The organism is Nocardioides malaquae (assembly GCF_015070385.1).
GTDB classification, from domain to species: Bacteria; Actinomycetota; Actinomycetes; order Propionibacteriales; family Nocardioidaceae; genus Nocardioides; species Nocardioides malaquae.
This window is the reverse complement of the sequence record NZ_JADCSA010000016.1, coordinates 30803-55732: the sequence shown is the minus strand read 5'-3', so window position 1 is coordinate 55732 and position 24930 is coordinate 30803. Positions and strand designations below refer to the sequence as shown.

Sequence of the window (24930 nt, the reverse complement as noted above, 5' to 3'; positions counted from 1 at the left end):
GGAGGCCCCGACGGGCACGGATTCGCTGAAGTCCGTCGCGCGGAGGCCTGACCAGGTGGGCGCTCAGGCGTAGCGGGCCGCCCGGTCCGCGGGGGCCCCAGGGCCGGACGCCAGGAGCTGGGTGAGCTCGTGCTCCAGCACCGCGCCCACCCGTCGACAGAACGCCTCGGGCTCCTCGGCGGCGTCGGGGAGCTCCTCGACGATGCGGTCGACCGTGCCGCGCGCGAAGAGGTCGGTCGACCGCACGTGCTGGGCCCGGGCCATGTCCGGCGCGTGGTCGACGGTGCGGTGCACGATGGCACTCGCCCCTTCGGGCGGCAACGGGGAGAGCCACGCGTGCTGGGCGGCGACCACGCGGTCCGCGGGGAGCAGCGCCAGGGCCCCGCCCCCGGTGCCCTCGCCGAGCATCAGCGAGAGCGTCGGCGCGTCGAGGCTCACGAGCTCGGCGAGGCACCGCGCGATCTCGCCGGCCAGCCCGCCGTTCTCGGCCTCGGCGCTCAGCGCGGCACCCTGGGTGTCGATGACGGTCACCAGGGGCAGCTGCAGCTGCGAGGCGAGCTGCATGCCGCGCCGCGCCTCGCGCAGGGCACCGGGTCCCATCGGGTGGTCAGGGGTCTGGCTGCGCCGGTCCTGACCGAGGAAGACACACGGCGCGTCACCGAACCGCGCCAGGGCGATCAGCAGCCCGGGGTCGGCCTCGCCCTGGCTGGTGCCGTTGAGCGGCAGGACGTCGCTGGCCGCGTACTTGAGCAACCGGCGTACGCCCGGACGCTCGGGGCTGCGCGAGCGCGTGACCGACTCCCACGCGTCCACCGCGGTCACCTGCGGGAGGCCCGGGTCCGGCGTCACGGCTCGCGGGTGCCGGGCGCGTTCGATGATCTCGAGGGCCCGGTGCACCACCTCGCCGATCTCCTCGGGGGGCACGACTCCGTCGATGATGCCGCGGGCGAACAGGTTCTCCGAGGTCTGGACGCCCTCGGGGAACGGCTCGCCGTAGAGCGCCTCGTAGACGCGGGGGCCCAGGAAGCCCAGCAGGGCGCCGGGCTCGGCGACGGTGATGTGCCCCAAGGAGCCCCACGACGCCATGACGCCGCCGGTCGTGGGGTGGCGCAGGTAGACGAAGTAGGGCAGTCCGGCGGCCTTGTGCGCCGCGATCGCCTCGGAGATGCGCACCATCTGCACGAAGGCGACCGTGCCCTCCTGCATCCGGGTGCCTCCGGAGACCGGGGCGCCGAGCAGGGGCAGGCCCTCGGCGGTGGCGCGGCGGATGGCCGTCACCAGGCGGTCCGAGGAGGCCGTGCCGAGCGAGCCCGCGAGGAAGGCGAACTCGCCGGCCAGCACCACCACGCGCCGTCCGCGCAGCGTGCCCTCGCCGGTGATGACCGACTCGTCGACGCCCGACCTCTCGCGCGCCGACGCCAGCTGTTCGGCGTACGCCCCGCTCGCCGTGGAGTGGTTGGGCGCGGTGTCCCAGGACTGCCACGAGGAGTCGTCGAGGACCAGGTCGATCAGCTCACGGGCCGAGAGGCGGGTCATGGACACAGGGTAGGCGCCCGGGAGGTGCCGGACGCCGCCCACGTCACAACGGCGCGGAGACCGGTTCGCGAGGGGTGCTGACCTAGCCTGAGCAGGTGTTGATCCGCAACGTCCGCCCGGTGCCGCTGACGGCGGGGCTGCCCGGTGTTCCGGGCGGTGGTGTGCCGGCCTCCAGCGAGCCGGTTGACCTCGAGCTGCCCGACGCCGGCGAGCCCGGCCAGGTCGTCGACGCCGACGGTGCCTGGGCGATCCCCGGGCTGTGGGACGCGCACGTGCACCTGGGCCAGTGGACGTTGGCGACCAGTCGCCTCGACACCAGTGAGGCCGACAGCGTCGAGCAGGCCCTCGACCTGGTGCGCGCCCGCCTCGCCGAGCGCCCGGGGGAGGCGGTCGTGGGATTCGGTCACCGACCGCGCGTCTGGCCGGCCCGGCCCACCACGGAGGCGCTCGACCGGGTCACCGAGGCGGTCCCGATCGTGCTGGTCTCCGGCGACGCCCACCACGGGTGGCTCAACTCGACGGCGTTGCGACTGCTGGGCCTGGCGCACCGCGAGGAGGTGGTCAGCGAGGACGAGTGGTTCGACGCCTCCGCCCGCCTCAGCGACGTCCTCGGCTCCGAGCGGGTCGACGCGTGGGCGTACGAGGCCAGCCTGCGCGCCGCCGCTGCCCTGGGGCTCACCGGGCTCGTCGACCTCGAGTTCGGTGACTCCCCCCTGACGTGGGCCGACCGCTGGACGCCCGCCCTCGACCTGCTGCGCGTCCGCACCGGCACCTACGCCGCCGACCTCGACGACGTCATCGCCGCGGGGCTGCGGACCGGTGACGCGATCGAGGGCCATGACCGGCTGCGGGTCGGTCCGCTGAAGGTGATCAGCGACGGGGCGCTGACCACCGGCACCGCCTGGTGCTGCGAGGAGTACGCCAACACCCACCCACCCACGCAGGGTGCGCCCAACCAGAGCCCCGAGGAGCTGCGCGAGCTGCTCACCCGGGCCACCGGGGCGGGCTGGGAGGTGGCCGTGCACGCGATCGGCGACCGCGCCGTCCAGATGGCCCTCGACGCCGTCGAGGCGGCCGGGGCCCACGGGTCGGTGGAGCACGCGCAGCTGGTGCGCCTCGAGGACGTACGCCGGATGGCGGCGCTGGGGGTCCGCGCGAGCGTGCAGCCCGCCCACCTGATCGACGACCGGGACATCACCGACCGCGTCTGGCCGGGCCGCGGCGCGCGTTCCTTCGCGCTGCGCTGGATGGTCGACTCCGGTGTCCAGCTCGCCCTGGGTTCGGACGCTCCCGTCTCCCGGCTGGACCCGTGGCTCGCGATGGCGGCGGCGGTCCACCGCTCGGGCGACGAGCGCGAGCCCTGGCACCCGGAGCAGTCGTTGACCGCCCGGGAGGCGTTGGCGGCGAGCGTCGACGGCGTGCGCCGACTGCGCGAGGCCCGCGACGTGGTGCTGCTCGCCGACGACCCGCTGCGTGACGTGGGTCCGTCGGCGGAGGTCGCCGCCCACCTGGTGGCGATGCGGCGTCAGGTGCTGGCGACGATCGTGGACGGGCGGGTCGTGCACCACTCCTGACGCGCCAGAGCTCCCGTCAGGGCGCCAGAGCTCCCGTCAGGGCGGCGGCGCTCCCGTCAGGCCAGCGCGATGGTGGCGTCGCGCACGAAGTCGGGGTCGTCCAGCAGCTCCCCGTACGCCTCGCGCAGCTGGCCGACGCGGTAGCGGACGGTCTGCGGGTGCACGAAGAGCGCCTCGGCCACCGCCTCACGCCGACCCCGGTGGAGCAGCCAGGCCCGCAGGGTTTCGGAGAGCTTCGCGCGGGCGCTCGCGGTCAGGTCGTCCAGGGGGGTCAGCACGCGTGCGCGCAGGTCGGCGAGGGCCTCGGGGTCGGAGTGCACGACCAGCGCCGCGAGGTGGGCCTCGGTGTCCAGCGGCGCGGCGGCGCTCGGGTCCTCGGGCAGGTCGAGGGCGAGGGCACGGCGTGCGCGCTCCCACGAGAGGCGCGCCTCGGTCCACGGCCGCGCCGGTCCGACGGCGGCCCTGGGTCCCTGCAGCGTGCGCAGCAGCAGGGCGCGGGGCGCGTCCGGCACCAGCAGCACGACGCGTCCCTCCTCGCCGGTCGGGTCCTCGATCCTCAGCGTCTGCTGGGCGGCGACCCGCATCACCCCACCGGCCTGGGAGTCGGGCATGAGCACGGCCGTGAGGGTGCGAGGTGGCTCCCACTGGGCCCGGGTGGCCGCCGCCACGAGCGCCTCCTCGGCGACGCCGTCGAGCAGGGCCCGGGCGAGCTCGTCGAGGTGCTGCTGGCGTACGCGACCCGACGAGGCCATCTCGTCGGAGTGGCCCGAGACGCTGGCGTCGGAGAGCTGGTCCATGTAGGCGAAGACGAGCTCGGCGAAAGCGGCGATGGTGGCCGCGTCGACGCCCTGGTCGACGAGGAACCGGGCGAGCTGGCGCCACGACTCGCGGCTGCCGACGCGGTAGGCCGCCAGCAGCGCCTCCATGGAGCGACCCGACCGGGCCTCGCCGCGGCCCAGCAGGTAGGCGCCCTCGCGGGCCGGTCCGGTGGGTTGCCGCGGGTCAACCTGGGTGGAGGCGACGGCGAGGTTGATGAACCCACCGAGCGCGAGCTGCACCGCGCCGCGGATGTTCTCGCCCATCTGGCCGGAGAGGGCGCCGGCGTAGGACGGCACGTCGGCGATGATCGCGGTGACGGCCGCCTCGGCGACTGCGGGCAGGCCTCGGCGCATCACGTCGACCACGCGGGGGTCGAGCTGGATCTCGGTCAAGATTCCTCCTGGTCGCCCGTCTTGGAGCGAGTCTATTTGTTCGCACGGTGTGAAGGAGGGGGTCCCGCGGGATGGGCGGCGGTGAGTTCCGCAGTTTTCCGACGCGGGGAGGGCCCCTCTGCCAGAGTTCGTCGCGCGGGTCGCCTCCACCGGCCCCCGAGCGGAGGAGCGAGCATGAGCGAACCCCACATCGGCGAGATCCGGCTCTTCGCCGGCAACTACGAGCCTGTGGGCTGGGCCTTCTGCCACGGTCAGCAGCTGTGGATCAGCGACCACGAGGCGCTCTTCACCCTCATCGGGACGACCTACGGGGGCAACGGCTTCACCCACTTCGCCGTGCCTGACCTGCGTGGCCGGGTGCCGCTCCACCAGGGTCAGGGGCCCGCGCGGGTCCCACGCACGCTGGGGGAGATGGGCGGCCAGGAGTCCGTCACGCTGACGCCCCAGATGCTGCCCCCGCACACGCACACCGTCCGCGCCTCGCAGGAGACCGCGACGTCGCGCACCGCCGTGGGCCAGGCGCCGGCCGTGCTGCCGGGCAGCGGCAAGGCCTACGCGGTCGGCCCAGCCGAGACGGTGCTGAGCCAAGCGAGCCCCGTCGGGGGCGGGCAGCCCCACGAGAACCGCCAGCCCTTCCTGGCCCTCAACTACATCATCGCCCTCGAGGGCATCTACCCCTCGTTCTGAGAGGACCGACATGTCCGGACTCGACCCCTTCGTCGGAGAGGTTGCCCTCTTCGGCTTCGACTACGCGCCCCAGGGGTGGGCGTCGTGCGACGGCCAGTTGCTGCCGATCCGTCAGAATCCCGCGCTCTACTCCATCCTCGGCACCAACTTCGGCGGCGACGGCAGAATCACCTTCGGCCTGCCCAACCTCAACGGGCGGGCCGCCCTGGGTGCCGGCTCCGGACCTGGGCTGTCGTCCTACCAGGTGGGCGAGTTCGGCGGTCAGGACAGCGTCGCCCTGACCCAGTCGGAGATGCCGGTCCACACCCACGCCACGATGGCGTCGTCGGGGGCCGCGACCACCGGAGCTCCGGTCAACGCGGTGCCTGCAGCCGGCAACGTGACCCTGCGCACCGGGGGAGAGGCGACCCTCACCGAGGTCCTCGAGATGGCCGGCGGCGGACAGCCGCACTCCAACATGCAGCCCTCGTTGGTGATGCGCTACTGCATCGCCCTCGCCGGCATCTACCCGCCGCGTTCCTGAGGAGTCACGATGTCCATCGAACCTTTCATCGGCATGGTCAAGTGGGTGGCGTTCGCCCAACCGCCGCGGGGCTGGGCCCGCTGCGACGGGCAGCTCCTGCCGATCAGCACCAACCAGGCGCTCTTCAGCCTCTTGGGCACGCGTTTCGGTGGAGACGGGTGGACCAACTTCGCGTTGCCCGACCTGCGCGGCTGCACGCCACTCGGGGCCGGTGGCGCCTCCACCATGGGTGAGCGGTTCGGGAAGGAGACCCATACCCTCGCCGCGGCCGAGATGCCCCAGCACACCCACGCCTTGCCGGCCTCGGCGAACAGGGCCACCAGCGAGGTCCCGAGCGCTGCTGCCCCGATGCTCGGGGGCGGCCAGCGGGCCTACGTGGACCGAGGGCTCGCCCAGGGCACCATGTCTCCGGCAGCCGTCTCGGCGCTCGGGCAGGGCGCCGCCCACGAGAACATGCAGCCCTTCCTCACGCTCACCGCCATCATCGCGTTGCAGGGCATCTACCCCTCACGGGACTGACGTCTTTGTTCCCTCCGAACAATTAGCTCGCCTTCTTTCACGTCCTCTGGTCGAGAAATGACTCCTTCTGGCCGCCAGACTGGGGGATGTGACAGCCACCCTGGACCCGCACGTGCAGCGCGCCGCCGCCGAGGCGCCGCGCCGCCGCCTGCGTGACCGCGCCGTCCGCCTCCTCGAGGCGACCACGACGCCGTTGCTGCCCGCCGACTACCTCGACCTCTTCGCGCCGCTGCGCTCGGGCGCCGAGCTGCGGGGGCGGATCGTGGGCGTCGAGCCCGAGACCGCCGACGCGGCCACGATCCTCATCAAGCCGGGGGCCGACTGGGCCGGTCACGTGCCGGGCCAGTACGTGCGCGTCGGCATCGACGTCGACGGCGTACGCCAGTGGCGTGCCTACTCGCTGACCCACGGTCCGCGCACCGACGGCCTCATCTCGATCACCGTCAAGGCCGTGCCCGACGGTGTCGTGAGCAACCACCTCGTCCACCACTGCCCGGTCGGCAGCCTGGTCCACCTCGAGCAGGCGGCCGGCGAGTTCGTGCTGCCCGACCCGACCGGTGGCAAGTTCCTCATGGTGACCGCCGGCTCCGGCGTCACTCCGGTGATCGGCATGTTGCGCAACCTCTTCCCGGTCGCCGACTCCGGCGTCGTACGCCTGCCGCGCAGCGAGCGCTTCGACATCGTCGTCGTGCACGTCGCCCCCAGCGAGCCGGACTCGATCTTCCTGCGTGACCTGAAAGCGCTCGACGCGGCCGGACTGATCCGCCTCGTCGCCCGCTACGACGACGAGCACGGTGTGCTCGACGTCAATGACCTCGAGTCCTTGGTGCCCGACCTGGTCGAGCGCACCACCCTCGCCTGCGGGCCCTCGGGCCTGCTCGACGCGCTCACCGAGCACCACGAGCGCATCGGCGTGGAGCTGCTCATCGAGCAGTTCCGTACGTCCCGGGTCGAGCCCGGCGAGGGCGGCACCCTGCACTTCGAGAAGAGCGGCAAGGAGCTCGTCGTCGACGGCGCCACCACGATCCTCGACGCCGCCGAGGACGCCGGGATGCTGATGCGCTCCGGCTGCCGCATGGGCCTGTGCATGGGCTGCCTCATCCCGATGACCGAGGGCACCGTGCGCGACCTGCGCAACGGTGAGCTCACCACCGCCATCCCCGGCGAGTCCGGCACCGTCAAGGTCCAGACCTGCATCAAGACCGCCGCCGGCCCCTGCCACTTCGAGCACTGAACCGCCTCGAGCACCGAAGGAGAGACATGACCGTCATCCAGAACAAGTCCGACAACCCGATCGCCCACCTCACCAAGGCGGACATCGCGGAGCTGGGCCGTGAGCTCGACGCCATCCGCCAGGAGATCATCGACTCCCGCGGCGCCTCCGACGCCGCCTACATCCGCAACATGATCAAGACGCAGCGCTACCTCGAGCTCGGCTCGCGCGGCGTGCTGCTCTTCTCGGTCTTCCCCCCGGCCTTCGTGCTCGGCACGCTGGGCCTGAGCATCTCCAAGATCCTCGAGAACATGGAGATCGGCCACAACGTCCTGCACGGTCAGTGGGACTGGATGCGCGACCCGAAGATCCACTCCTCGACGTGGGAGTGGGACAACGTCACCCCTGCCGACGCGTGGAAGCACTCGCACAACGAAGTGCACCACACGTACACGAACATCGTCGGCAAGGACAACGACCTCGGCTACGGGATCATGCGCGTCGACGAGGACCAGAAGTGGTACCCCTTCTACATCGCGCAGCCGGCCTGGAACTTCATCAACGCCTGCTTCTTCCAGTACGGCATCGCCGCCTACGACCTCGAGCTCGGCAAGAACCTCTCGCGGCCCAAGGAGAAGCGTCCGGCCGACTTCGACGAGCAGGTCAAGAAGGTCCTGGTCAAGATCCGCAAGAACATGACGCGTGACTACGTGATCCACCCGGTGCTCTCGATCCCCACCGGGTCGTTCCTGCCGACCATCGCGGCCAACCTGATCTCCAACTGGGCCCGCAACGTGTGGAGCCACTCGGTCATCATGTGCGGCCACTTCCCCGAGGGCGTCGAGACCTTCGAGAAGGAGATGCTCGACGAGGACGAGACCCGTGGTGACTGGTACCTGCGCCAGATGCTCGGCTCGGCCAACATCTCGGGCTCGAAGTTCATGCACGTCATGACCGGCAACCTGTCCCACCAGATCGAGCACCACCTCTTCCCCGACCTGCCCTCCAACCGCTACGCCGAGGCGGCCGTGAAGGTGAAGCAGGTCTTCGAGAAGTACGGCCTCAATTACCACGAGGACTCGCTGCCCAAGCAGGTCTACTCGGCCTGGCACAAGGTCGTGCGCCTCTCGCTGCCCAACGGCTGGCTCGAGACCACCACGGTCAAGAACCTGCCCAAGCAGGTCGGGATCCTCGCCAAGATGGTCGGCGGCGACAAGCGCACCCGTCGCGTCCTCCAGCGTCAGCTCGACGCCGCCGTCGCGAAGCGTCGCGGTGCCGTGGTGCGCCCCGAGGTCGTCGAGGCTGCCTGACCGGCGTCTCGCCCGACGGGCACGACCTGACGTGTGACCGCGATCACCGCCATGATGGCGGGATGAAGCGAATCGCGTTGGTCGTGGCCGTCGTCCTGGCCCTGGTGGCCCCGACCACGGTGGCCGTGGCCCAGAGCCAGTCCGACCCGGAGCGACCCAACCCCCCGGCCAACGTGCAGGCGAGGGTGGACGGTCTCTCCGTCATCGTCACGTGGGACGCACCCGTCCCCAACGGCGTGGAGATCACGGGCTACACGGTGATCACCAACTCCGGTCCGCTGGGCCCGCGGTGCGACACCGACGGCGCCCTGACGTGCACCTTCGAGGGACTGCCGGTCAACACGCAGCTGCGCTTCTCCGTCGTTGCCAACGGCGGGGGTGGCCTCGGCTTCTCCTACCTGTCCGCAGAGTCGAACCCGGTCGTCATCACGATCGACCCGGTCTCGATCCCGGGCGCCCCGGTCGACGTGCGGGCGAGCGTGCAGGGCTCGGCCGTCACCGTGACGTGGGCCCCGCCGACCACCTCCGAGCCGGTCACCGGCTACACGGTGATCACCAACTCCGGTCCGCTGGGGCCGCGCTGCGACACCGCAGGCGCGCTCACGTGCACCTTCGAGGACCTGGCGCCGGGGGAGTACTGGTTCCAGGTCGTCGCAGTCAACGACGCGGGGATGTCGTTGCTCTCCGAACGCTCCGAGACGGTCGTCGTCGGTGGGGTCACCCCGTCGCCCACGCCGGAGCCGAGTCCCGAGCCGACGGCCAGCCCCACGGCCGGTCCGACCCCGGTGCCCACCCCGACCGCCGAGCCGACCCCGACCCCGACCCCGACCGTCGAGCCGACGCCGGTGCCCACGCCGACCCCGACGGTCGAGCCCACCCCAACGACCGCCCCCACGCCGACCCCGACCGTCGAGCCGACCCCGAGCCCCACGCCGACGGTGGAGCCGACGCCCAGCCCCACCCCCAGCCCGTCCCCGTCACCCACCACGTCGCCCAGCCCGGAGCCCGATGCGAAGCCGATCACGATGGTGCGGGCCCCCCGCATCAAGGGCCAGGCACGCGTGGGCCGCGTGCTGAAGGCCACGCGGGGCGTCTGGCGCCCGGGGCGCGCCAAAGTCCGCTACCAGTGGTTCGTCAAGCGCGGCAAGCGTTTCGCCGCCGTGAAGCACGGTGACCGCGCCCGCCTCAAGGTGACGCGCGCGCTCAAGGGCAAGCGGTTGCGGGTCCGGGTGACCGTCCGTGCCGCCGGCCACGAGACGTACGTCTTCACCAGCCGCCCGACGGTCCGCGTACGCAGGCGCTGAGCGGGGCACCACGACCGGGGTCAGTCGCCCGGCTGGCACCGTGCCGTGAGAGGGTCTGAGGCGCAGCAGCTCAGCGTGAGGGAGTGAGGGCCCATGGGCAAGGACGAAGGCACGGACCCGCAGACGGCGCGTACGCCCCGACGCGCGACACCGGTGGCCAGCGTGGTCATGGTGCTCGTCGGTGGACTGGTGTGGTTCTTCTTGCACAACCTCTCCCCGCTCCACCCGGTCGTGAGCGTGCTCGTCGCAGCCGCCGTCGGCCTGGTGGTCGGGTTCGTGGCCCAGGAGGTCGCGGCGCGCCGTCGCCGATGACCCGGGGCTGACGACGTGGGTTGGGTGCTGATCGCCCTGGTGGTGCTCCTGTGGGGTGCCGTGGGGCCGTGGACGATCGTGATCGTGGCCGGTCTGCTGGCTGTGCCGCGACTGCGCCAGCGGGTCCCGCGGCCGCGGGTGACCCGCCGTGGCGGGCTCATCGCCGGCGCGGTCGTGGCGGCGGTCGCCGCCCTCGTCGTCGTGCTGCCTGACGGGCTCCTGCCCATCCCCGGCAACGGGGGTCTGCTGGTCACGCCGGCCTACGAGGGACGTCAGGTCGCGGCCAGGCCGCTGGAGAGCCAGCAGCCGCCTCAGCATCCGTGGTGGGCGCAGTCGCAGGCAGGACGGCCCGGGCCGCTCGGCGACCGCCCCGAGACCGACACGGCCTGGTACGGGCGCGAGAGCTGTCGCAGCATGCAGTTCGCCTCGTCCGGTCGCCTGGTCGCAATCTGCGAGGACCGCACCGGCCCGCTGCTTCGGGTGCTGGACCCCGACTCGCTTCGACCGTTGGTGACCAAGCGAATGCCGGCTGCACGCGAGACCGACGACGTCGTCGAGGCCGAGGCGTGCTCGGGCCTCCGCTTCCACCTCGACAACGGCGACCGCGCGGTGGTGGCGACCACCGATGGCCGGATCCAGGCGATCGCGACCGACGACGCCTCCGGCGAGCCCGACCTCACCGTCGACCAGACCTGGAACCTGGAGAAGCTGCTGGGCCGCGGTGACTGCGTGGTCCAGGCGCTGACCGACTGGTCGGGGCGCATCTGGTGGACCAGCCACCTCGGTCGGGTCGGGGTGCTCGACACCGTGGCGGGCGGCGCCAAGGTGATCGACCTCGACGAGAAGATCACCCAGCCCTTCGCCGTCGACGAGTCGGGGGTCTTCGTCGCGACCGACACCTCGCTGCACCGCCTCGTGCTCGATGACCGCAAGGTGGTGACGGTGAGTTGGCGCACCGAGTACGACCGCGGCGTCGAGGTGAAGAGCGGACAGCTGGTGCGTGGCACCGGGTCGGGCCCCGCCCTGGTCGACGACAACCTCGTCGCCCTCGCCGACAATGCGGAGCCGCGCACCCGCATCGTCTTCCACGACCGGGCCACCGGCGCTGAGGTCTGCTCCTCCGCGGTCTTCGACGGCGGCGAGTCGGCCGTCGAGACGAGTCTGGTCAGCGTCGGCCACGGCGTGGTGGTCACCAACGACCACGGCAACGGACGGGCCTCCACGGTGCTCGGCTTCACGCCCACCGGGGGCGTCGCCCGGGTCGACCACGAGCGGGGAGCGTGCCGGGTGGTGTGGAGCTCCGACGTCACCGCCGTGGCCGCGCGTCCCGTCGTCTCCTGGGCCACCGGTCTGGTCTACACGGTGACGAAGAAGCCGTCCTGGTGGGGCGTCTCGGCGTGGTACCTCACGGCGCTGGACGTGCGTACGGGCGGCCACGCCTTCTCGGTGCGCACCGGCACCGGCGCGCTGCACCGCACCCTGCACAGCTTCGTGGCCCTGGGTGACGACGGAGCCGCCTACGTCGGCAACCGCAGCGGCCTCGTGCGCGTCCGCGACGTGCAGCGCGACCGGGACTGACCCCCGGCTCAGGGAGTGACGGCCATCCCGGCGACGATGCGCGAGACGAGCTCGGCGTCCCCCTCGGCGTCCACCGAGACACGGTCGGGGCCACGGCGACCGCCGGCCAGCAGGGTGAAGGCCTCGCGGTCGAGGCGCAGCACCACGTCGGCGCTGTCGGGCACCTCGGTCAGCTCCTCGCCGCGTCCGGCGTCGGTGACCCGCCAGGCACGAGGAGCGTGACCGGCGACCTCGAGGCGCAGCGTCGTGCCGGCCGGGGCCTTCGCCCGCTTCGCGAGCACGAGGCCGAGGGACTCGGAGAGGTAGTCGACGGTGTGTCGCGCGCCGGGGCTGTCCATGCCCCCGGGACGTCTGACGGCTCGGCGCACGTCCTGCTCGTGCATCCACAGGTCGAGGGGACGGTTGCGCCACAAGGTGTGGTTGCTCCACCCGATCGAGCCGAAGGGTTCGCGGGCGGGCGCGTCGGCCACCGGGGCGGCGTCGGCGAGGATCGCAGTGTGGGTGGCGGTCGCCGACTCCCGGATCTCGTTGAGGAGGTCGTCGCGTGACCGATCGGCCCGGCCCACCACGCCCTGCTCGGTGAACTGCCCCATGAAGCCGCGGGCGTGGGGCACCTCGTCGAGCTGGACGTCGTCGTGGGCGCCGCCGGCCAGCAGGTGCTCGAGGTGGGCGGTGTGGGCGACGACCGCGCGCACGTCCCACCCGGGCAGGTCGGTGGGCGTGGCCCACTCCTCCTCGGGCAGCTCTTCGAGCAGGCGGGTGAAGTCGTCGATCGAGCTCCACCACAGGTCGACGTAGGGCGTCAGGTCGGTCATGCGCACACCTTAGGGGGTGACGCCGACCACCCGCGCCGCGAGGCGGGCGACCAGCCGCGGGGCAGAATTGCCGGGTGAAGGTACGCGCCCCCGAACTTACCGGCCGAGGCTGGCTCAACACCGACCGCGACCTGACGATCGGCGACCTGCGTGGCCGCTTCGTCCTGCTCGACTTCTGGACCTTCTGCTGCATCAACTGCCTGCACGTGCTCGACGAGCTGCGCCCGGTCGAGGAGAAGTGGGCCGAGGAGCTGGTGGTCGTCGGCGTGCACTCGCCGAAGTTCGTGCACGAGGCCGACCCCGAGGCGCTCGTCGCCGCCGTCGAGCGCTACTCGGTGCACCACCCCGTGCTCGACGACCCCGAGCTGACCACGTGGTCCGCCTACACCGCCCGCGCCTGGCCGACGCTGGTGCTGGTCGACCCGGAGGGCTACGTCGTCGCCCAGTACGCCGGCGAGGGCCACGCCCCCGCCGTCGACGCGCTGCTGGGCGAGCTCGTTGCGCAGCACCGCGAGCGCGGCACCCTGCAGCCCGGCGACTCGCCCTACGTCGCCCCCGAGGTCGCGCCGAGCGACCTGCGGTTCCCGGCTGCGGGCGTACGCCTGCCCGACGGCCGCGTGGCCGTCGCCGACGCGGGCCACGACGAGGTGGTCCTGCTCTCCGCCGACGGCGAGGTCGAGCAGCGCCTCGGTGGCTTCTCCGAGCCCAACGGCCTCTGCCTGCTGCCTGCTGACGTCGCGGAGGAGGTCGGGTACGACCTCGTCGTCGCGGACACCGTCGGCCACCGCCTCGCCGGCGTCATGCTGTCGACCGGCCAGGTGCGTACGCTCGCCGGCGACGGCCGGCAGTGGATGGCCGGCGACGGCACCGACCGTCTCTCCAGCCCCTGGGACGTCGCCTGGTGGCGCGACCGGATCTGGATCGCGATGGCCGGCATCCACCAGCTGTGGACGTACGACCCACGCACCGGCGCCGTGGAGGTCGCCGCGGGCACGACCAACGAGGGCCTGCTCGACGGTCCGCTCGACGAGGCGTGGTTCGCGCAGACCTCCCGGCTCGCCGTCGACGAGGCCCGCGACCGACTCTGGCTGGCCGACTCCGAGACCTCGTCGTTGCGCTGGGTCGAGCTCGACGCCGACGGCACCGGGCGCGTGACCACCGCGATCGGCACCGGCCTCTTCGACTTCGGCTTCCGCGACGGCCCGGCAGATCAGGCGCTGCTGCAGCACCCGCTGGGGCTGGCCGTGCTGCCCGACGGGTCGGTGGCCGTCGCCGACACCTACAACGGGGCGGTGCGCCGGTGGGTGGAGACCGAGCCCGGCGCGGCGCAGTCCGGCGAGGTGACCACCGTCGCCACGGGGTTGAGCGAACCCAGCGGCCTGCTGCTGAGCGTCGACGGCGACGCGCTCGACGTGGTCGAGTCGACGGCCCACCGGATCACCCGCATCCCACTCGGCGGTGTCGTCGAGGTCGACGCGTTCGCCCATCGCACCCAGCGGCCGGTGACCGAGGTGAGCGCCGAGGTCGAGCTCGTCGTCGACTTCACGCCGCCGCCCGGACAGAAGGTCGACGATCGCTTCGGGCCGCCGTCACAACTGCTGGTCAGCGCCACCCCCGAGGCGCTGCTGCGCGAGGGCGCGGGCCGCGGCACCGACCTGGTGCGCCGGCTCGTGCTCGACCCAGCCGTCGGGGAGGGGGTCCTCCACGTCGCTGCCCGGGCCGCGAGCTGCGACGCCGACGGCGGTGAGGGCGCGGCCTGCCACATGGTCAAGCAGGACTGGGGCGTGCCCGTACGCGTCGTCCCCGGCACCGAAAACGACCTGCGGCTGCCGCTGGGCGGGACCGCCTGAGGCGCTCTGCGGGGCTGCGACGTTTCGTCGGGGCCCGGGCCGGGCACCACCTTCCGCAGACAGGTGCGGCACCGGCCGCGCCACACGCAGGGAGGTAGCGCCATGGGACTCGGACTCGGAATCGTCCTGATCGTGCTCGGACTGATCTTCGGTCTGGGCGTCGTCAACATCCCCGGACTCGACGACTACGTCGCCACGGAGACGCTGGGGTGGATCCTCGTCATCGCCGGTGTGCTGTCGCTCGTGCTCGGCCTGGTGATGAACAAGCAGCGCAGCGAGACCCGCCACGTCGAGGAGCGCCGCGTCGACGGTCACGTCGACCGCCGCGACGTCGTCTGAGGTCGTACGCAGGTGGCCGACAGGTCACCCGGACATGACGAAGGGCCGCACCCCGAGGGGTGCGGCCCTTCGTGCGTGATCAGGCGCGGATCAGAACGCCGCCTCGTCGATCTCCATGACCGAGAGGTCGGTGGCCTGGGCGATGGCGAGCTCCGAGCTGATCTTCGGCAGGTTCTGCGTGGCGAACCAGGACGCCGCGGCGACCTTGCCCTCGTAGAAGGACTTGTCCTTCGCGGAGACCTCGCCACCCAGCTTGGCCAGCGCGACCTCGGCTCCGCGCAGCAGCAGCCAGGCGCAGACCACGTCGCCGAGCACCATCAGCACGCGGGAGGTGTTCAGGCCGACCTTGTAGATGTTCTTGATGTCCTCCTGGGCGGACATCAGGTCGTTGATCATGTGGCCGACCAGCGCGTTGGCGTCCTCGAGGGCCTTGGCCAGCAGGCCACGCTCGACCTTGAGGCGCTCGTCGCCCTCGGGGGATCCGATGAAGGCCTCGATCTCCTTCGCCAGGTGGCCCAGGGCGCGGCCCTGGTCCTTGACGATCTTGCGGAAGAAGAAGTCCTGGCCCTGGATCGCGGTGGTGCCCTCGTAGAGGGTGTCGATCTTGGCGTCGCGCACGTACTGCTCGATCGGGTACTCCTGCAGGAAGCCGGAGCCACCGAAGGTCTGCAGCGACTCGGTGCCCAGCAGCACCCACGAGCGCTCGGAGCCGTAGCCCTTGACGATCGGGAGGAGCAGGTCGTTGACGGCGACGGCGAGGCGGGCCTCGTCGGAGTCGCTCGTGCCCTCGTGCTCGGCCTGGATGACCTGGTCCTGCCAGGAGGCGGTGTAGAGCACCAGGGCGCGCATGGCCTCGGAGAACGCCTTCTGCGTCATGAGCGAGCGGCGCACGTCGGGGTGGTGGGTGATGGTGACGCGCGGGGCGGTCTTGTCGGCCGACTGGGTGAGGTCGGCGCCCTGCACGCGGGTCTTGGCGTACTCCAGCGCGTTGAGGTAGCCGGTGGAGAGGGTGGCGATGGCCTTGGTGCCGACCATCATGCGGGCGTTCTCGATGACGTCGAACATCTGCGCGATGCCGTTGTGCACCTCGCCGACCAGCCAACCCTTGGCGGGCTCGCCACCGCCGACCTGCGGGTCGCCGAAGGTGACCTCGCAGGTGTTGGAGACCTTGATGCCCATCTTGTGCTCGACGTTGGTCACGTAGATGCCGTTGCGCTCACCGGTCAGCTCGCCGGTCTCGTGGTCGAAGTGCCACTCGGGCATCCAGAAGAGCGAGAGGCCCTTGGTGCCGGGGCCGCCGGCACCCTCGACGCCCTCGGGACGGGCGAGCACCAGGTGCATGACGTTCTCGGTCATGTCGTTGGTGGCGGAGGTGATGAAGCGCTTCACGCCGGTGACGTTCCAGGAACCGTCCTCGTTGGGCGTGGCCTTCGCGCGGCCGGCGCCGACGTCGGAGCCGGCGTCGGGCTCGGTGAGGACCATGGTGCAGCCCCACTGGCGCTCGACCATGATCTGGGCGACGCGCTGGTCGCGCTCGAGACCGTTGGAGTTGTTCCAAACGACGCCGGCGAACGGCGCGCCCGCGGCATACATGTGCACGGGTGCGTTGGCGCCGAGCACGAGCTCGCCGATCGCCCAGTTGATGGTCGGCGGGGCGAGCGTGCCGCCCAGCTCCTCGCGGATCTGCAGGCGCCAGAACTCGGAGTCCATCCAGGCCCGGTAGCTCTTCTTGAACGACTCGGGGATGGGGGCGCTGTGGGTCTTGGGGTCGAAGACCGGCGGGTTGCGGTCGCTGTCCTCGTAGGAGGCGGCGATGTCCTCGCGGGCGAGACGGTCGACCTCGGCGAGCACCTCGCGGGCGGTGTCGCTGTCGACCTCGGAGAAGGGACCCTGGCCGAGGATCTCGTCGCGGCCGAGCACCTCGAAGAGGTTGAACTCGATGTCGCGCAGGTTGCTCTTGTAGTGGCTCACTGCCCCACCTGTTCCTATCCGTGCAACCGACCTGGTGTCGGTGCGAGCGTGGTTCATGGCCGACCCGGCTACCGGTCGGTAACTTAATTGTGCCCCGGGGTTCCAAGTGGGTCAACCCAACTGCCCACATCTGATGACGCGACGTGAGCCACGCCGCGCGTCACGTGCTTGACGAGACCCTTTTGGGCACCTAAGTTTAGTAATTGGGTTGTCTTTATGGATCGAACCAACTTGGTCGATCCGCTGAGGTCGCCCCCCTCCCGCCCAACGCGCCGACGCCGGCGCTCACGAAAGTCCGTGGCCCCATGCCCCTCCTGGTCCTCCTCGCCGTCTTCGGCTTCGTCGCGCAGCTCGTCGACGGCTCCCTCGGCATGGGATACGGCGTCACGTCGACCACCATGCTGGTGGGCGTCGGCGTCGCCCCTGCAGCCGCCTCGGCATCGGTGCACTTCGCCCAGATCGGCACCACCCTGGCCTCGGGCATCTCCCACGCGAAGATGGGCAACACCGACTGGCGGACCGTCTCCATCCTGGCGGTGCCCGGCTTCGTCGGGGCGTTCTGCGGCGCGGTCTTCCTGGTCAGCCTGGACGCCGAGCTCGCCAAACTGTTGGTGGCCACGCTGTTGCTGCTGCTCGGTGGCTACGTGCTCTTCCGCTTCCTGGTGCTCGGGGGCGGCCGCCCGCGCCTCAAGGAGCGCAACTCGCCGTTCTTCCTCGTGCCGATGGGTCTCTTCGGTGGCACCCTCGACTCCATCGGGGGTGGCGGATGGGGGCCCGTCGGCACCACGACGCTGCTCTCGTCGGGTCGGCTGGAGCCGCGCAAGGTCGTCGGATCGGTGTCGACGACCGAGTTCGTCGTGGCCGTCGGTGGGTCGCTGGGCTTCCTCTTCGCCATGCACTCCGAGGCCATCCCGTGGCGCTTCACCGCCGCCCTGCTGGTCGGTGGAGTGCTGGCCGCCCCCATCGCCGCCTACCTCGTGCGTCACATGGCACCGCGGGTCCTGGGGGTCGCCGCCGGCGGCCTCATCATCTTCACCAACTCCCGCACGCTGGCGATCTGGGCCGGTGCGTCGGGCGCGGCCCAGGCCTGGCTGCTGGGGGCCGTCGCCGCGGTCTGGGTCGGTCTCCTGGTCTGGGTGGTCCGCCGCGAGCGCGCCGTACGACGGTCGCCGGCCGCCGCGGTCGAGGTGCGGGAGCTCGTCGACGCGTGAGGCACACGCCCGCCACGCTCCGGGCGTACGCCCCCGTCGCGTCTGACAGACTGGGAACCATGCGCGTCTCCGCCAAGTCCGACTACGCCCTGCGCGCGCTCATCGAGATGGCCCGCAGCACCGACGGTCGTCCGGTCAGCGCCGAGGAGCTGGGGCGGCGCCAGGAGATCCCGCACGGCTTCCTCCAGGCGATCCTCGCCGACCTGCGCAAGAGCGGGGTCGTCGTCTCCCAGCGGGGCCAGTCCGGCGGCTGGCGGCTGGCGCGCGACGCCTCGGAGGTCTCGGTGGCCGACGTGATCCGCGCCGTCGACGGACCGTTGGTGTCGGTCTACGGCCTACGCCCGGAGTCGGTGGAGTACAAGGACTCCGCCGAGGTGCTCCAGCACGTGTGGATCGCCGCCCGCCACTCGCTGCGTGACGTCTTCGAGCAGGTCTCGATCGCCCAGCTGTCGGCCGGCGACCTCCCGGAGGCGGTCACCTCGCGCACCGCCGACGAGGACGCCTGGCAGCCCCACTGAGGTCGCGCCGTCACTCCTCGGGCTTCGGCTGCGTCGTCAGCCAGGTGAGCAGCGGACGCAGCGCCTCCCAGTCCGTGCGTACGCGCTCCACGAGGTCCGCGCCCAGCGCGTCGGCCTCGAAGCCGTAGGGGCGGCCGACGAAGAGCTGCTTGTGGCGCAGCAGCTCGATCCGCGGATGGTCGACGGTGTAGCCGCGCGGCGCCGTCTTCAGCTGGTCGCCGCCGATCTCCCAGCCGTCCTTCTCGTAGCGCCGCACCAGGCGCGCCAGCGCCTTGCCCGACTTGTCGTCGTCGATCGCGGCGCGCACCGCCGCCAGCCGCGGACCGCTCGCCTCGTAGAAGCCGGCGCCCACGCGCGTACCGCGGGGGGAGATCTCGAAGTACCAGCCCGTGCGCGGGGCGACCGCCACGAACATGCCCTGGTGGGTCTTGTAGGGCGTCTTGTCGGCGCGGAAGCGCACGTCGCGGTGGGGCCGGAAGATCTTCGCGGCGCCGAACTGGGGCGCGAGGGCGGCGGCCAGCGCCTCGATCGGGCGGCGCACGGACTCCAGGTAGACCTGCTTGTGGGCCTCCCAGAACGCCTTGGTGTTCTCCATCTCGAGGTCGTCGTAGAAGTCGAGGGCCGCGACGGGGAAACCGGTGAACTCCACGGCAGCCACCGTACGTGCAACCGAAACCTCGCGCCGCGAGTCGTACCCCTGACAGGCTGGTGCGAGCGCGGGAGGAGAGCGTGATGGGGGAACGACCCGGCGGGCCGGACGACGTGGTCGCGCAGCTCTTCGACGGCGCCTACCGTCGGCTCGTCGTGCAGCTCCACGGCGTCTGCGGTGACCTGACCGAGGCCGAGGAGGTCGTCCAGGAGGCGTTCGTGCGTGCCGTCGCCCGGGGGCGCCGCTTCGCCGAGCTGGAGAACCCCGAGGCGTGGCTGCGCACCGTCGCGGTCAACCAGGCGCGCAGTCGGCACCGACGCCGAAGGCGGGGCGAGGTGCTGCACCTGGTGCGCGAGCGCCAGGCGGACCGGCCGGGTGACCGATCGGGAGCCAGCGACGCCCACGTGACCCTCGTGGCGGCGCTGCGGCAGCTGCCCGCCGCCCAGCGGGAGGCGATCGCCCTGCACCACCTCGCCGACCTGCCGGTGACAGAAGTCGCCCGCACCTTGGGCGTGCCGGTCGGCACGGTCAAGGCGCGGCTCAGCCGCGGGCGTACGGCACTCGCAGCACTCATCGGCGACGAGGCCCCCGTGGACGCCGCACGGGCAACCCCGACGGTCCGGGCCACGAGGAGGGAAGACGCATGACGCGACTCGACGACCTGCTCCGTGCGGAGCGCGAGCGACAGCACGAGGTCGAGGTGCGGCCGCCGTCCTACGAGTCCCTGCGGGAGCGAGGCCTCCGCCGGCGCCACCGTCGGCGGGCGGCCGGAGCGGGGGCGGCGGCGCTCGTCGCGGCGGTCCTCGTGATCGGGGGGCAGGCGGTGGTGGGTGGACCCTCTGCCGACCTGGGCGTGCCGCCGGCGACCTCGCCCACGAGCAAGCCCACGACCTCGCCCACCGACCCGGAGGGGCCTGAGAGGCCCGAGCCTGTGCCTCCTCAGGGCACTGACAAGGCCGCCGCGAGCCCCGACCCGTGGCTGTACCGGCTCGCTGTGGCGCCCGGCGACGACGACGTACGCGCTGCCCTCTGGCGGCGGTGCCCGCGCCGCTGCCCGGGTGGGGAGTGGGAGTTGAAGCTCACCCGCGACGGCTTCGCGACGTCGGTCTCCGTGCCGGTGCCGGGGGCCGACTTTGAGTCGAAGGTGACCGCCCTGGGTGGGGACGCCTTCCATGTCTCCCAGCTGGAGGGGGGACTGGTGGTACGGCCCGACGGCTCCACCACACCCTTGCGGGTGGAGGACGTGCCCGGGCCGATGGAGGACGGCGAGACATTGGTGCGGGCCCAGACCTGGGGCGGGCGTCTCGTCGCCCTCGACCCCGACACCGCCGTGGCGCGCCCCCTCTCCATCCCTGACCCCGGCGCCCAGGTAATGGCCCAGTCCGACGGCACCCTGCTCGGCTGGACCTGGGCGCGAGGCGAGGGCATGAAGGTGATCTGGTCCTCCGACGGGGCGCGGACGTGGCAGGCCAAGGCGTTCGACGGTGGGGTGAGGAAGACCGTCACGCTGCTGCCGTCTGCTCGGCCCGGCGTGCTCGCCTTCGTGGAGAGCGCAGCACAGGTGACCAACGAGGAGGGTTTCACCATCTTCCCGTACGCCCGCGTGCACCGTTCCCTGGACGGCGGCGACTCGTGGGAGACCTTCGAGGTCGAGGGCCGACCGGCGACCTCATACGGTCAGGGCGGCGTCGCTCCTGACGGAACCCTGGTGCTCGACGTGGAGGAGTGGCTGGATGACGCCGGACGACAACCGGGCTTCCACGCCAGCGACGGCCTGGACTGGTCGGAGCTCACCCTGACCCGGGCTCGCTCGGCGGACTCGGACCCCGAGATCACGATCCAGCCGCAGGGTGACGAGGTGGTGATCAGCGTGATCAATGACGGGGTGGGCGTCGTGGAGGTCTCCCGCGATGCCGGTCGCTCCTGGGGCCGCCTCGCGGCCCAGTGACCGCAGGAAATGCAGATGGCGGAAGGTGCGAGTCACCTGGTGACCCGAACCTTCCGCCGTCTGCGCGCGGAGCGGACGACGAGACTCGAACTCGCGACATCGACCTTGGGAAGGTCGCGCTCTACCAACTGAGCTACGTCCGCAACACCGGGGCCGGCCCCGGCTGCTGGAGATGTTAGCCGATCCGCTCCAGCGTCGGGTGCTTGGGCGAGACGGTGTCGCCCGACGAGCGCCCGGTCAGGCGCCGGTGGATCCAGGGCCCGAGGAACTCCTTGGTCCAGCGGACGTTCTCGGCGAGCGCCTCCTTGCGGCTCAGCACCGGGGCGGGTGGCACGTCGTCGCGGACCAGCTCGTGGGGCAGGCCGAGGGCGTCCAGCACCTGGATCGCCATGTACTGGTGGCCGGCCGCGTTGAGGTGCATCCGGTCGGGGTCCAGGTGGGTCGCCAGGTCGACGTCACGCATTCGCCACTGGTCGACCAGCGTCACGTCGTGGGTGTCGGCGATCTCGCGCACCCACTCGTTGAAGATCGCCATCCGGCCGCGCATCGCGCCGTACAGGCCGTAGGTCCCCGGGTCGAAGAGCGTGAAGATGACGACCTTCGCTCCACTCGCCACGAGCTTCTCGATCGCCTGCTCGTAGCGGTGGGCCAGGAGGTCGAGGTCGACCTTGGGGCGGAGCACGTCGTTGCCGCCGCCGTGGATGGTGATGAGGTCTGGGGTGAGCGCGAGCGCCGGGTCGACCTGCTCGTCGATGATCGCCGGCAGCTTGCGCCCGCGGATGGCGAGGTTGGCGTAGCGGAAGTCGTCGTCGAGGGTGGCCAGGTGCTCGGCGACCCGGTCGGCCCAGCCCCGCAGGCCGTTGGGGCGGGTCGGGTCGGCGTCGCCGACGCCCTCGGTGAAGGAGTCGCCCAGGGCGACGTAGCGCGTGAAGCTCATGAGCCCCATTGTCGGGTGCCCACCAAGGAGGCGCCACGTCACCGCGCACAGGATTTCTTGACTCGTGAGGTCCGTCACCGTGGGTCCTCGCGCGCGGGTAGGGTGCGAACGTGCTGCTCTCAGACCGCGACATCCTCGCCGAGATCGACGCCGGACGCATCGGGATCAACCCCTGGGACCCCGAGATGCTCCAGCCCTCGAGCATCGACATCAGGCTGGACCGTTTCTTCCGCGTCTTCGAGAACCACCGCTACCCCCACATCGACCCGGCGGCCGACCAGTCGGACCTGACCCGCATGGTCGAGCCGGAGGGCGACGAGGCGTTCATCCTGCACCCGGGCGAGTTCGTGCTCGGGTCGACGTACGAGGTGTGCTCGCTGCCCGACGACATCGCGGCGCGGGTCGAGGGCAAGTCGTCGCTGGGCCGCCTGGGTCTGCTCACCCACGCCACGGCCGGCTTCGTGGACCCGGGCTTCTCGGGTCACGTGACCCTCGAGCTCGCCAACGTGGCGACGCTGCCGATCAAGCTCTACCCGGGCATGAAGATCGGTCAGCTCTGCTTCTTCCGGCTCTCCTCGCCCGCCGAGCACCCGTACGGTTCGGAGAAGTACGGCTCGCGCTACCAGGGCCAGCGCGGCCCGACGCCCTCGCGGTCGTACGCGAACTTCCACCGCACGCACATCGGCTGAGCGACCGCCCGGGTCGCTGCCCCGGGCCCGGAGGTGGCTGCCGCACCCGCGTCGAAGTGACGTGGGCCACTCGGTGTTGCCAGACGCAGGAGTAAGAAGGTTAGCCTTACCTAAGCAACCTTCCTGCTCCTTCGAACGCCCGAGGAACCACCATGAAGCGCCGTCTTGGCTCCGCGCTCTCCGTCGCCCTGCTGGCCGCCGGTCTGACCGCCTGCTCCACCGGCTCCACCGACACCTCGTCCACTGACGATGGTGCCACCACCAGCAAGGTCGAGGACGGCGCCTACCCCGTCACCATCGAGCACGCCTTCGGCGAGACCACGATCGAGGAGGAGCCGAAGCGCGTCGCCACCGTCGGCTGGACCGACCAGGACCACGTGCTCGCCCTCGGCGTCGTGCCGGTGGGGGCCACCGAGCTCACCTGGGGCGGCAACGACAACGGCTCGTCCGACTGGTTCGACGCCCGCCTCGAGGAGGTGGGCGGCGAGGCGCCGACCCGCTACTCCGACACCGACGGCATCCCCTTCGACGAGATCGCCGAGTCGCAGCCCGACCTGATCCTCGCGACCAACTCGGGCATCACGCAGAAGGACTACGACAAGCTCTCCGAGATCGCCGAGGTCGTGGCCTACCCCGAGGCTCCCTGGGTGACCTCGTGGCGCGACTCCCTCGAGATGGTCGGCGACGCGTTGGGACGCCCCGCGCTGGCCGACGAGCTGCTCGAGGAGTCGGAGCAGGTCATCGCCGACGCCCGCGAGGAGCACCCCGAGGTCGACGGCACCAGCTTCGTCTTCACCTACTTCACGCCGACCGACCTCTCCAAGGTCGGGATCTACGGTGACCAGGACCCGCGCGTCGAGATCATGGAGGAGTTCGGCCTCGTGACCCCCGACTGGGTGACCGAGGTCGTACCGGACGGTCAGTTCTACGCCGACGTCTCCGCCGAGCGCGCCGGCACGGTCGAGTCCGACCTGCTGCTCACCTACGAGGAGACCGAGGGCGACACCGCCAAGCTGGCGGAGAACCGCCTCCTGGGCCGCATCCCCGCGCTGGCCTCCGGCCAGTTCTTCGCGGAGCCCGACAAGGAGCTCGGCATCGCCGTGACCAACCCGACCCCGCTGTCGATCCCCGTGATCGCCGACGACTTCCTGCCCAAGGTCGCCGCCGCCCTGGGTGGCTGATGACCGTCCACACCGTCCGGGTCGCCGAGCCGGACACGCCCACCCTCGGAGCCGACCGCGTCGCCACACCGGTCCGGCGCCGGGGGTGGCTGCCCTTCGCCGTGCTGGCGGCGCTCGCCGGCGCCGCGGTGCTGTCGGCGACCGTGGGGTCGACGCCCGTCGCCCTCGAGGCGTTGTGGCAGGGGGACCACCCCGACCATGGCATCGCCGCCGCCCGGCTCGACCGCACGGCCCTGGGCGCTGCGGTCGGCGCGGCGTTGGCGCTGGCCGGTGCATTGCTCCAGGGCTTGACCCGCAACCCGGTGGCCGACCCGGGCCTGCTCGGCATCAACTCCGGCGCCTCGCTGGCGGTGGTCGTGTCGATCTCGGTGCTGGGGGTCAGCACGACCGTCGGCTACGTCTGGGCCGCGCTGCTCGGCGCCGCCGCCGCCGGCCTGCTCGTGCACACGGTCGCCGCGGTCGGTCCGGGCGGCGCCACCCCGGTGAAGATCGCCGTCTCCGGTGCCGCCGTGACGGCAGCCGTGACCAGCTTGACCAGCGCACTCCTGCTCATGGACCGGGCCGCGATGACCTCGTTCCGCTTCTGGTCCGTCGGCACGTTCGGCGGCCGTGACTGGTCCGTCCTCTCCGCCGGGTTGCCGTTCCTCGCGGTCGGGGTCGTCCTGGCCTTCGCCGGCGCGCGACTCCTCGACGCGCTCGCCTTGGGCGACGACGTGGCCCGCGGCCTGGGGGCGCGGGTGCGCCGTGACCGCGCCGTCGTCGGGCTCGCCGCAGTGCTGTTGGCCGGCACCGCGACCGCCCTGGCCGGACCCATCGCCTTCGTCGGCCTCGTCGTGCCGCACGTCGTGCGGGCGTACACGGGGCCCCGCCACGGCGTCCTGCTGCTCTGGTCGGCGCTCGTGGGCGCTGTCCTGGTGCTGCTCGCCGACACCGTGGGCCGGGTGATCGCGCCGCCCTCGGAGGTCCAGGTCGGCGTGATGGCGGCGCTGGTGGGGCTGCCGTTCTTCCTGGTGCTGGTCCGCAGGATCCGCGGGGGTGGACTGTGAGCACAGGGC

The 24930-nt window shown here is 71.8% G+C and carries 24 protein-coding genes and 1 tRNA gene; 18 read left to right on the top strand and 7 right to left on the bottom strand.

Features of this window, described 5'->3' with window-relative positions; genetic code table 11:
- Positions 1-63 precede the first annotated feature (63 nt).
- Positions 64-1536 carry a carboxyl transferase domain-containing protein gene (locus tag IEQ44_RS14290; protein WP_193639144.1) on the bottom strand — a complete coding sequence of 491 codons (1473 nt, stop codon included), beginning with the start codon at positions 1534-1536 and terminating at the stop codon, positions 64-66.
- A gap of 95 nt (positions 1537-1631) precedes the next feature.
- On the opposite strand from IEQ44_RS14290, the gene IEQ44_RS14285 reads away from it, so the two are divergent.
- Entirely contained in the window at positions 1632-3110 is a 1479-nt protein-coding gene (locus IEQ44_RS14285) for an amidohydrolase (protein ID WP_193639143.1), read from the top strand.
- A gap of 56 nt (positions 3111-3166) precedes the next feature.
- On the opposite strand, the gene IEQ44_RS14280 is transcribed toward IEQ44_RS14285, so the two are convergent.
- Positions 3167-4321, bottom strand: a complete 1155-nt coding sequence (locus IEQ44_RS14280) for a PucR family transcriptional regulator (RefSeq protein ID WP_227487517.1) — start codon at positions 4319-4321, stop codon at positions 3167-3169.
- Positions 4322-4495: 174 nt separating this feature from the next.
- On the opposite strand from IEQ44_RS14280, the gene IEQ44_RS14275 reads away from it, so the two are divergent.
- The 8 genes from IEQ44_RS14275 (at position 4496) to IEQ44_RS14240 (ending at position 11767) form a co-directional block, all read left to right on the top strand.
- Positions 4496-5008, top strand: a complete 513-nt coding sequence (locus IEQ44_RS14275; protein ID WP_193639142.1) for a phage tail protein — start codon at positions 4496-4498, stop codon at positions 5006-5008.
- Positions 5009-5018: 10 nt separating this feature from the next.
- Positions 5019-5531 carry a phage tail protein gene (locus IEQ44_RS14270; RefSeq protein ID WP_193639141.1) on the top strand — a complete coding sequence of 171 codons (513 nt, stop codon included), beginning with the start codon at positions 5019-5021 and terminating at the stop codon, positions 5529-5531.
- A 9-nt stretch (positions 5532-5540) separates the two neighbouring features.
- Positions 5541-6050 (top strand): phage tail protein, encoded by a 510-nt coding sequence (locus IEQ44_RS14265; protein WP_193639140.1) that lies wholly within the window; start codon positions 5541-5543, stop codon positions 6048-6050.
- An 88-nt stretch (positions 6051-6138) separates the two neighbouring features.
- Positions 6139-7284 carry a ferredoxin reductase gene (locus tag IEQ44_RS14260; RefSeq protein WP_319804689.1) on the top strand — a complete coding sequence of 382 codons (1146 nt, stop codon included), beginning with the start codon at positions 6139-6141 and terminating at the stop codon, positions 7282-7284.
- A 26-nt stretch (positions 7285-7310) separates the two neighbouring features.
- On the top strand, positions 7311-8573 hold the full coding sequence (locus IEQ44_RS14255; protein ID WP_193639139.1) for a fatty acid desaturase family protein: 1263 nt from the start codon (positions 7311-7313) through the stop codon (positions 8571-8573).
- Between the two features lie 62 nt (positions 8574-8635).
- Positions 8636-9877 (top strand): fibronectin type III domain-containing protein, encoded by a 1242-nt coding sequence (locus tag IEQ44_RS14250; protein WP_193639138.1) that lies wholly within the window; start codon positions 8636-8638, stop codon positions 9875-9877.
- Between the two features lie 93 nt (positions 9878-9970).
- Positions 9971-10189: a hypothetical protein gene (locus IEQ44_RS14245; RefSeq protein WP_193639137.1), complete on the top strand. Its 219-nt coding sequence runs from the start codon at positions 9971-9973 to the stop codon at positions 10187-10189.
- Positions 10190-10204: 15 nt separating this feature from the next.
- Positions 10205-11767, top strand: coding sequence for a hypothetical protein (locus tag IEQ44_RS14240; RefSeq protein ID WP_193639136.1), 1563 nt, complete (start codon positions 10205-10207; stop codon positions 11765-11767).
- 8 nt (positions 11768-11775) lie between these two features.
- On the opposite strand, the gene IEQ44_RS14235 is transcribed toward IEQ44_RS14240, so the two are convergent.
- A complete protein-coding gene (locus IEQ44_RS14235; RefSeq protein WP_193639135.1) occupies positions 11776-12582 on the bottom strand; it encodes a maleylpyruvate isomerase family mycothiol-dependent enzyme in 807 nt (268 codons plus the stop codon).
- 74 nt (positions 12583-12656) lie between these two features.
- On the opposite strand from IEQ44_RS14235, the gene IEQ44_RS17990 reads away from it, so the two are divergent.
- Positions 12657-14432 (top strand): NHL domain-containing thioredoxin family protein, encoded by a 1776-nt coding sequence (locus tag IEQ44_RS17990; protein ID WP_193639134.1) that lies wholly within the window; start codon positions 12657-12659, stop codon positions 14430-14432.
- A gap of 102 nt (positions 14433-14534) precedes the next feature.
- A complete protein-coding gene (locus IEQ44_RS14225) occupies positions 14535-14771 on the top strand; it encodes a DUF6458 family protein (RefSeq protein ID WP_193639133.1) in 237 nt (78 codons plus the stop codon).
- Between the two features lie 90 nt (positions 14772-14861).
- Here the strand turns inward: IEQ44_RS14225 and IEQ44_RS14220 are convergent, their stop codons facing one another.
- Positions 14862-16742 (bottom strand): acyl-CoA dehydrogenase, encoded by a 1881-nt coding sequence (locus tag IEQ44_RS14220; RefSeq protein ID WP_193639132.1) that lies wholly within the window; start codon positions 16740-16742, stop codon positions 14862-14864.
- Positions 16743-17047: 305 nt separating this feature from the next.
- Here IEQ44_RS14220 and IEQ44_RS14215 point away from each other — a divergent pair, with 305 nt between their 5' ends.
- On the top strand, positions 17048-17953 hold the full coding sequence (locus IEQ44_RS14215) for a sulfite exporter TauE/SafE family protein (protein ID WP_193639131.1): 906 nt from the start codon (positions 17048-17050) through the stop codon (positions 17951-17953).
- A 59-nt stretch (positions 17954-18012) separates the two neighbouring features.
- Positions 18013-18471 (top strand): RrF2 family transcriptional regulator, encoded by a 459-nt coding sequence (locus tag IEQ44_RS14210; protein ID WP_193639130.1) that lies wholly within the window; start codon positions 18013-18015, stop codon positions 18469-18471.
- Between the two features lie 10 nt (positions 18472-18481).
- Here the strand turns inward: IEQ44_RS14210 and IEQ44_RS14205 are convergent, their stop codons facing one another.
- Positions 18482-19120, bottom strand: coding sequence for a DUF2461 domain-containing protein (locus tag IEQ44_RS14205; RefSeq protein WP_193639129.1), 639 nt, complete (start codon positions 19118-19120; stop codon positions 18482-18484).
- 83 nt (positions 19121-19203) lie between these two features.
- Between IEQ44_RS14205 and IEQ44_RS14200 the strand changes: the two genes are divergently transcribed.
- Both IEQ44_RS14200 and IEQ44_RS14195 read left to right on the top strand, forming a co-directional pair.
- On the top strand, positions 19204-19767 hold the full coding sequence (locus IEQ44_RS14200) for an RNA polymerase sigma factor (protein WP_193639128.1): 564 nt from the start codon (positions 19204-19206) through the stop codon (positions 19765-19767).
- Positions 19764-21068, top strand: a complete 1305-nt coding sequence (locus IEQ44_RS14195; protein ID WP_193639127.1) for a hypothetical protein — start codon at positions 19764-19766, stop codon at positions 21066-21068. The genes IEQ44_RS14200 and IEQ44_RS14195 overlap by 4 nt, the downstream gene beginning before the upstream one ends.
- Positions 21069-21138: 70 nt before the next feature.
- On the opposite strand, the gene IEQ44_RS14190 is transcribed toward IEQ44_RS14195, so the two are convergent.
- Together IEQ44_RS14190 and IEQ44_RS14185 are read right to left on the bottom strand one after the other, a co-directional pair.
- A tRNA-Gly gene (locus IEQ44_RS14190) sits at positions 21139-21211 on the bottom strand.
- 32 nt (positions 21212-21243) lie between these two features.
- On the bottom strand, positions 21244-22005 hold the full coding sequence (locus IEQ44_RS14185) for an SGNH/GDSL hydrolase family protein (RefSeq protein WP_193639126.1): 762 nt from the start codon (positions 22003-22005) through the stop codon (positions 21244-21246).
- A 110-nt stretch (positions 22006-22115) separates the two neighbouring features.
- Here IEQ44_RS14185 and dcd point away from each other — a divergent pair, with 110 nt between their 5' ends.
- The 3 genes from dcd (at position 22116) to IEQ44_RS14170 (ending at position 24921) form a co-directional block, all read left to right on the top strand.
- Positions 22116-22694, top strand: a complete 579-nt coding sequence (dcd, locus tag IEQ44_RS14180) for a dCTP deaminase (RefSeq protein ID WP_193639125.1) — start codon at positions 22116-22118, stop codon at positions 22692-22694.
- 152 nt (positions 22695-22846) lie between these two features.
- Positions 22847-23875: an iron-siderophore ABC transporter substrate-binding protein gene (locus IEQ44_RS14175; RefSeq protein WP_193639124.1), complete on the top strand. Its 1029-nt coding sequence runs from the start codon at positions 22847-22849 to the stop codon at positions 23873-23875.
- Entirely contained in the window at positions 23875-24921 is a 1047-nt protein-coding gene (locus tag IEQ44_RS14170; RefSeq protein ID WP_193639123.1) for a FecCD family ABC transporter permease, read from the top strand. Before IEQ44_RS14175 ends, IEQ44_RS14170 begins: the two co-directional genes overlap by 1 nt.
- Positions 24922-24930 lie beyond the last annotated feature (9 nt).

Coding starts and splice junctions, on each gene's coding strand:
- IEQ44_RS14175 (WP_193639124.1), top strand. CDS start 22,847: ATGAAGCGCCGTCTTGGCTCCGCGCTCTCCGTCGCCCTGCTGGCCGCC.
- IEQ44_RS14215 (WP_193639131.1), top strand. CDS start 17,048: ATGCCCCTCCTGGTCCTCCTCGCCGTCTTCGGCTTCGTCGCGCAGCTC.
- IEQ44_RS14210 (WP_193639130.1), top strand. CDS start 18,013: ATGCGCGTCTCCGCCAAGTCCGACTACGCCCTGCGCGCGCTCATCGAG.
- IEQ44_RS14170 (WP_193639123.1), top strand. CDS start 23,875: ATGACCGTCCACACCGTCCGGGTCGCCGAGCCGGACACGCCCACCCTC.
- IEQ44_RS14250 (WP_193639138.1), top strand. CDS start 8,636: ATGAAGCGAATCGCGTTGGTCGTGGCCGTCGTCCTGGCCCTGGTGGCC.
- IEQ44_RS14225 (WP_193639133.1), top strand. CDS start 14,535: ATGGGACTCGGACTCGGAATCGTCCTGATCGTGCTCGGACTGATCTTC.
- IEQ44_RS14255 (WP_193639139.1), top strand. CDS start 7,311: ATGACCGTCATCCAGAACAAGTCCGACAACCCGATCGCCCACCTCACC.
- IEQ44_RS14265 (WP_193639140.1), top strand. CDS start 5,541: ATGTCCATCGAACCTTTCATCGGCATGGTCAAGTGGGTGGCGTTCGCC.
- IEQ44_RS14275 (WP_193639142.1), top strand. CDS start 4,496: ATGAGCGAACCCCACATCGGCGAGATCCGGCTCTTCGCCGGCAACTAC.
- IEQ44_RS14270 (WP_193639141.1), top strand. CDS start 5,019: ATGTCCGGACTCGACCCCTTCGTCGGAGAGGTTGCCCTCTTCGGCTTC.
- IEQ44_RS14200 (WP_193639128.1), top strand. CDS start 19,204: ATGGGGGAACGACCCGGCGGGCCGGACGACGTGGTCGCGCAGCTCTTC.
- IEQ44_RS14235 (WP_193639135.1), bottom strand. CDS start 12,582: ATGACCGACCTGACGCCCTACGTCGACCTGTGGTGGAGCTCGATCGAC.
- IEQ44_RS14290 (WP_193639144.1), bottom strand. CDS start 1,536: ATGACCCGCCTCTCGGCCCGTGAGCTGATCGACCTGGTCCTCGACGAC.
- IEQ44_RS14185 (WP_193639126.1), bottom strand. CDS start 22,005: ATGAGCTTCACGCGCTACGTCGCCCTGGGCGACTCCTTCACCGAGGGC.
- IEQ44_RS14195 (WP_193639127.1), top strand. CDS start 19,764: ATGACGCGACTCGACGACCTGCTCCGTGCGGAGCGCGAGCGACAGCAC.
- IEQ44_RS14245 (WP_193639137.1), top strand. CDS start 9,971: ATGGGCAAGGACGAAGGCACGGACCCGCAGACGGCGCGTACGCCCCGA.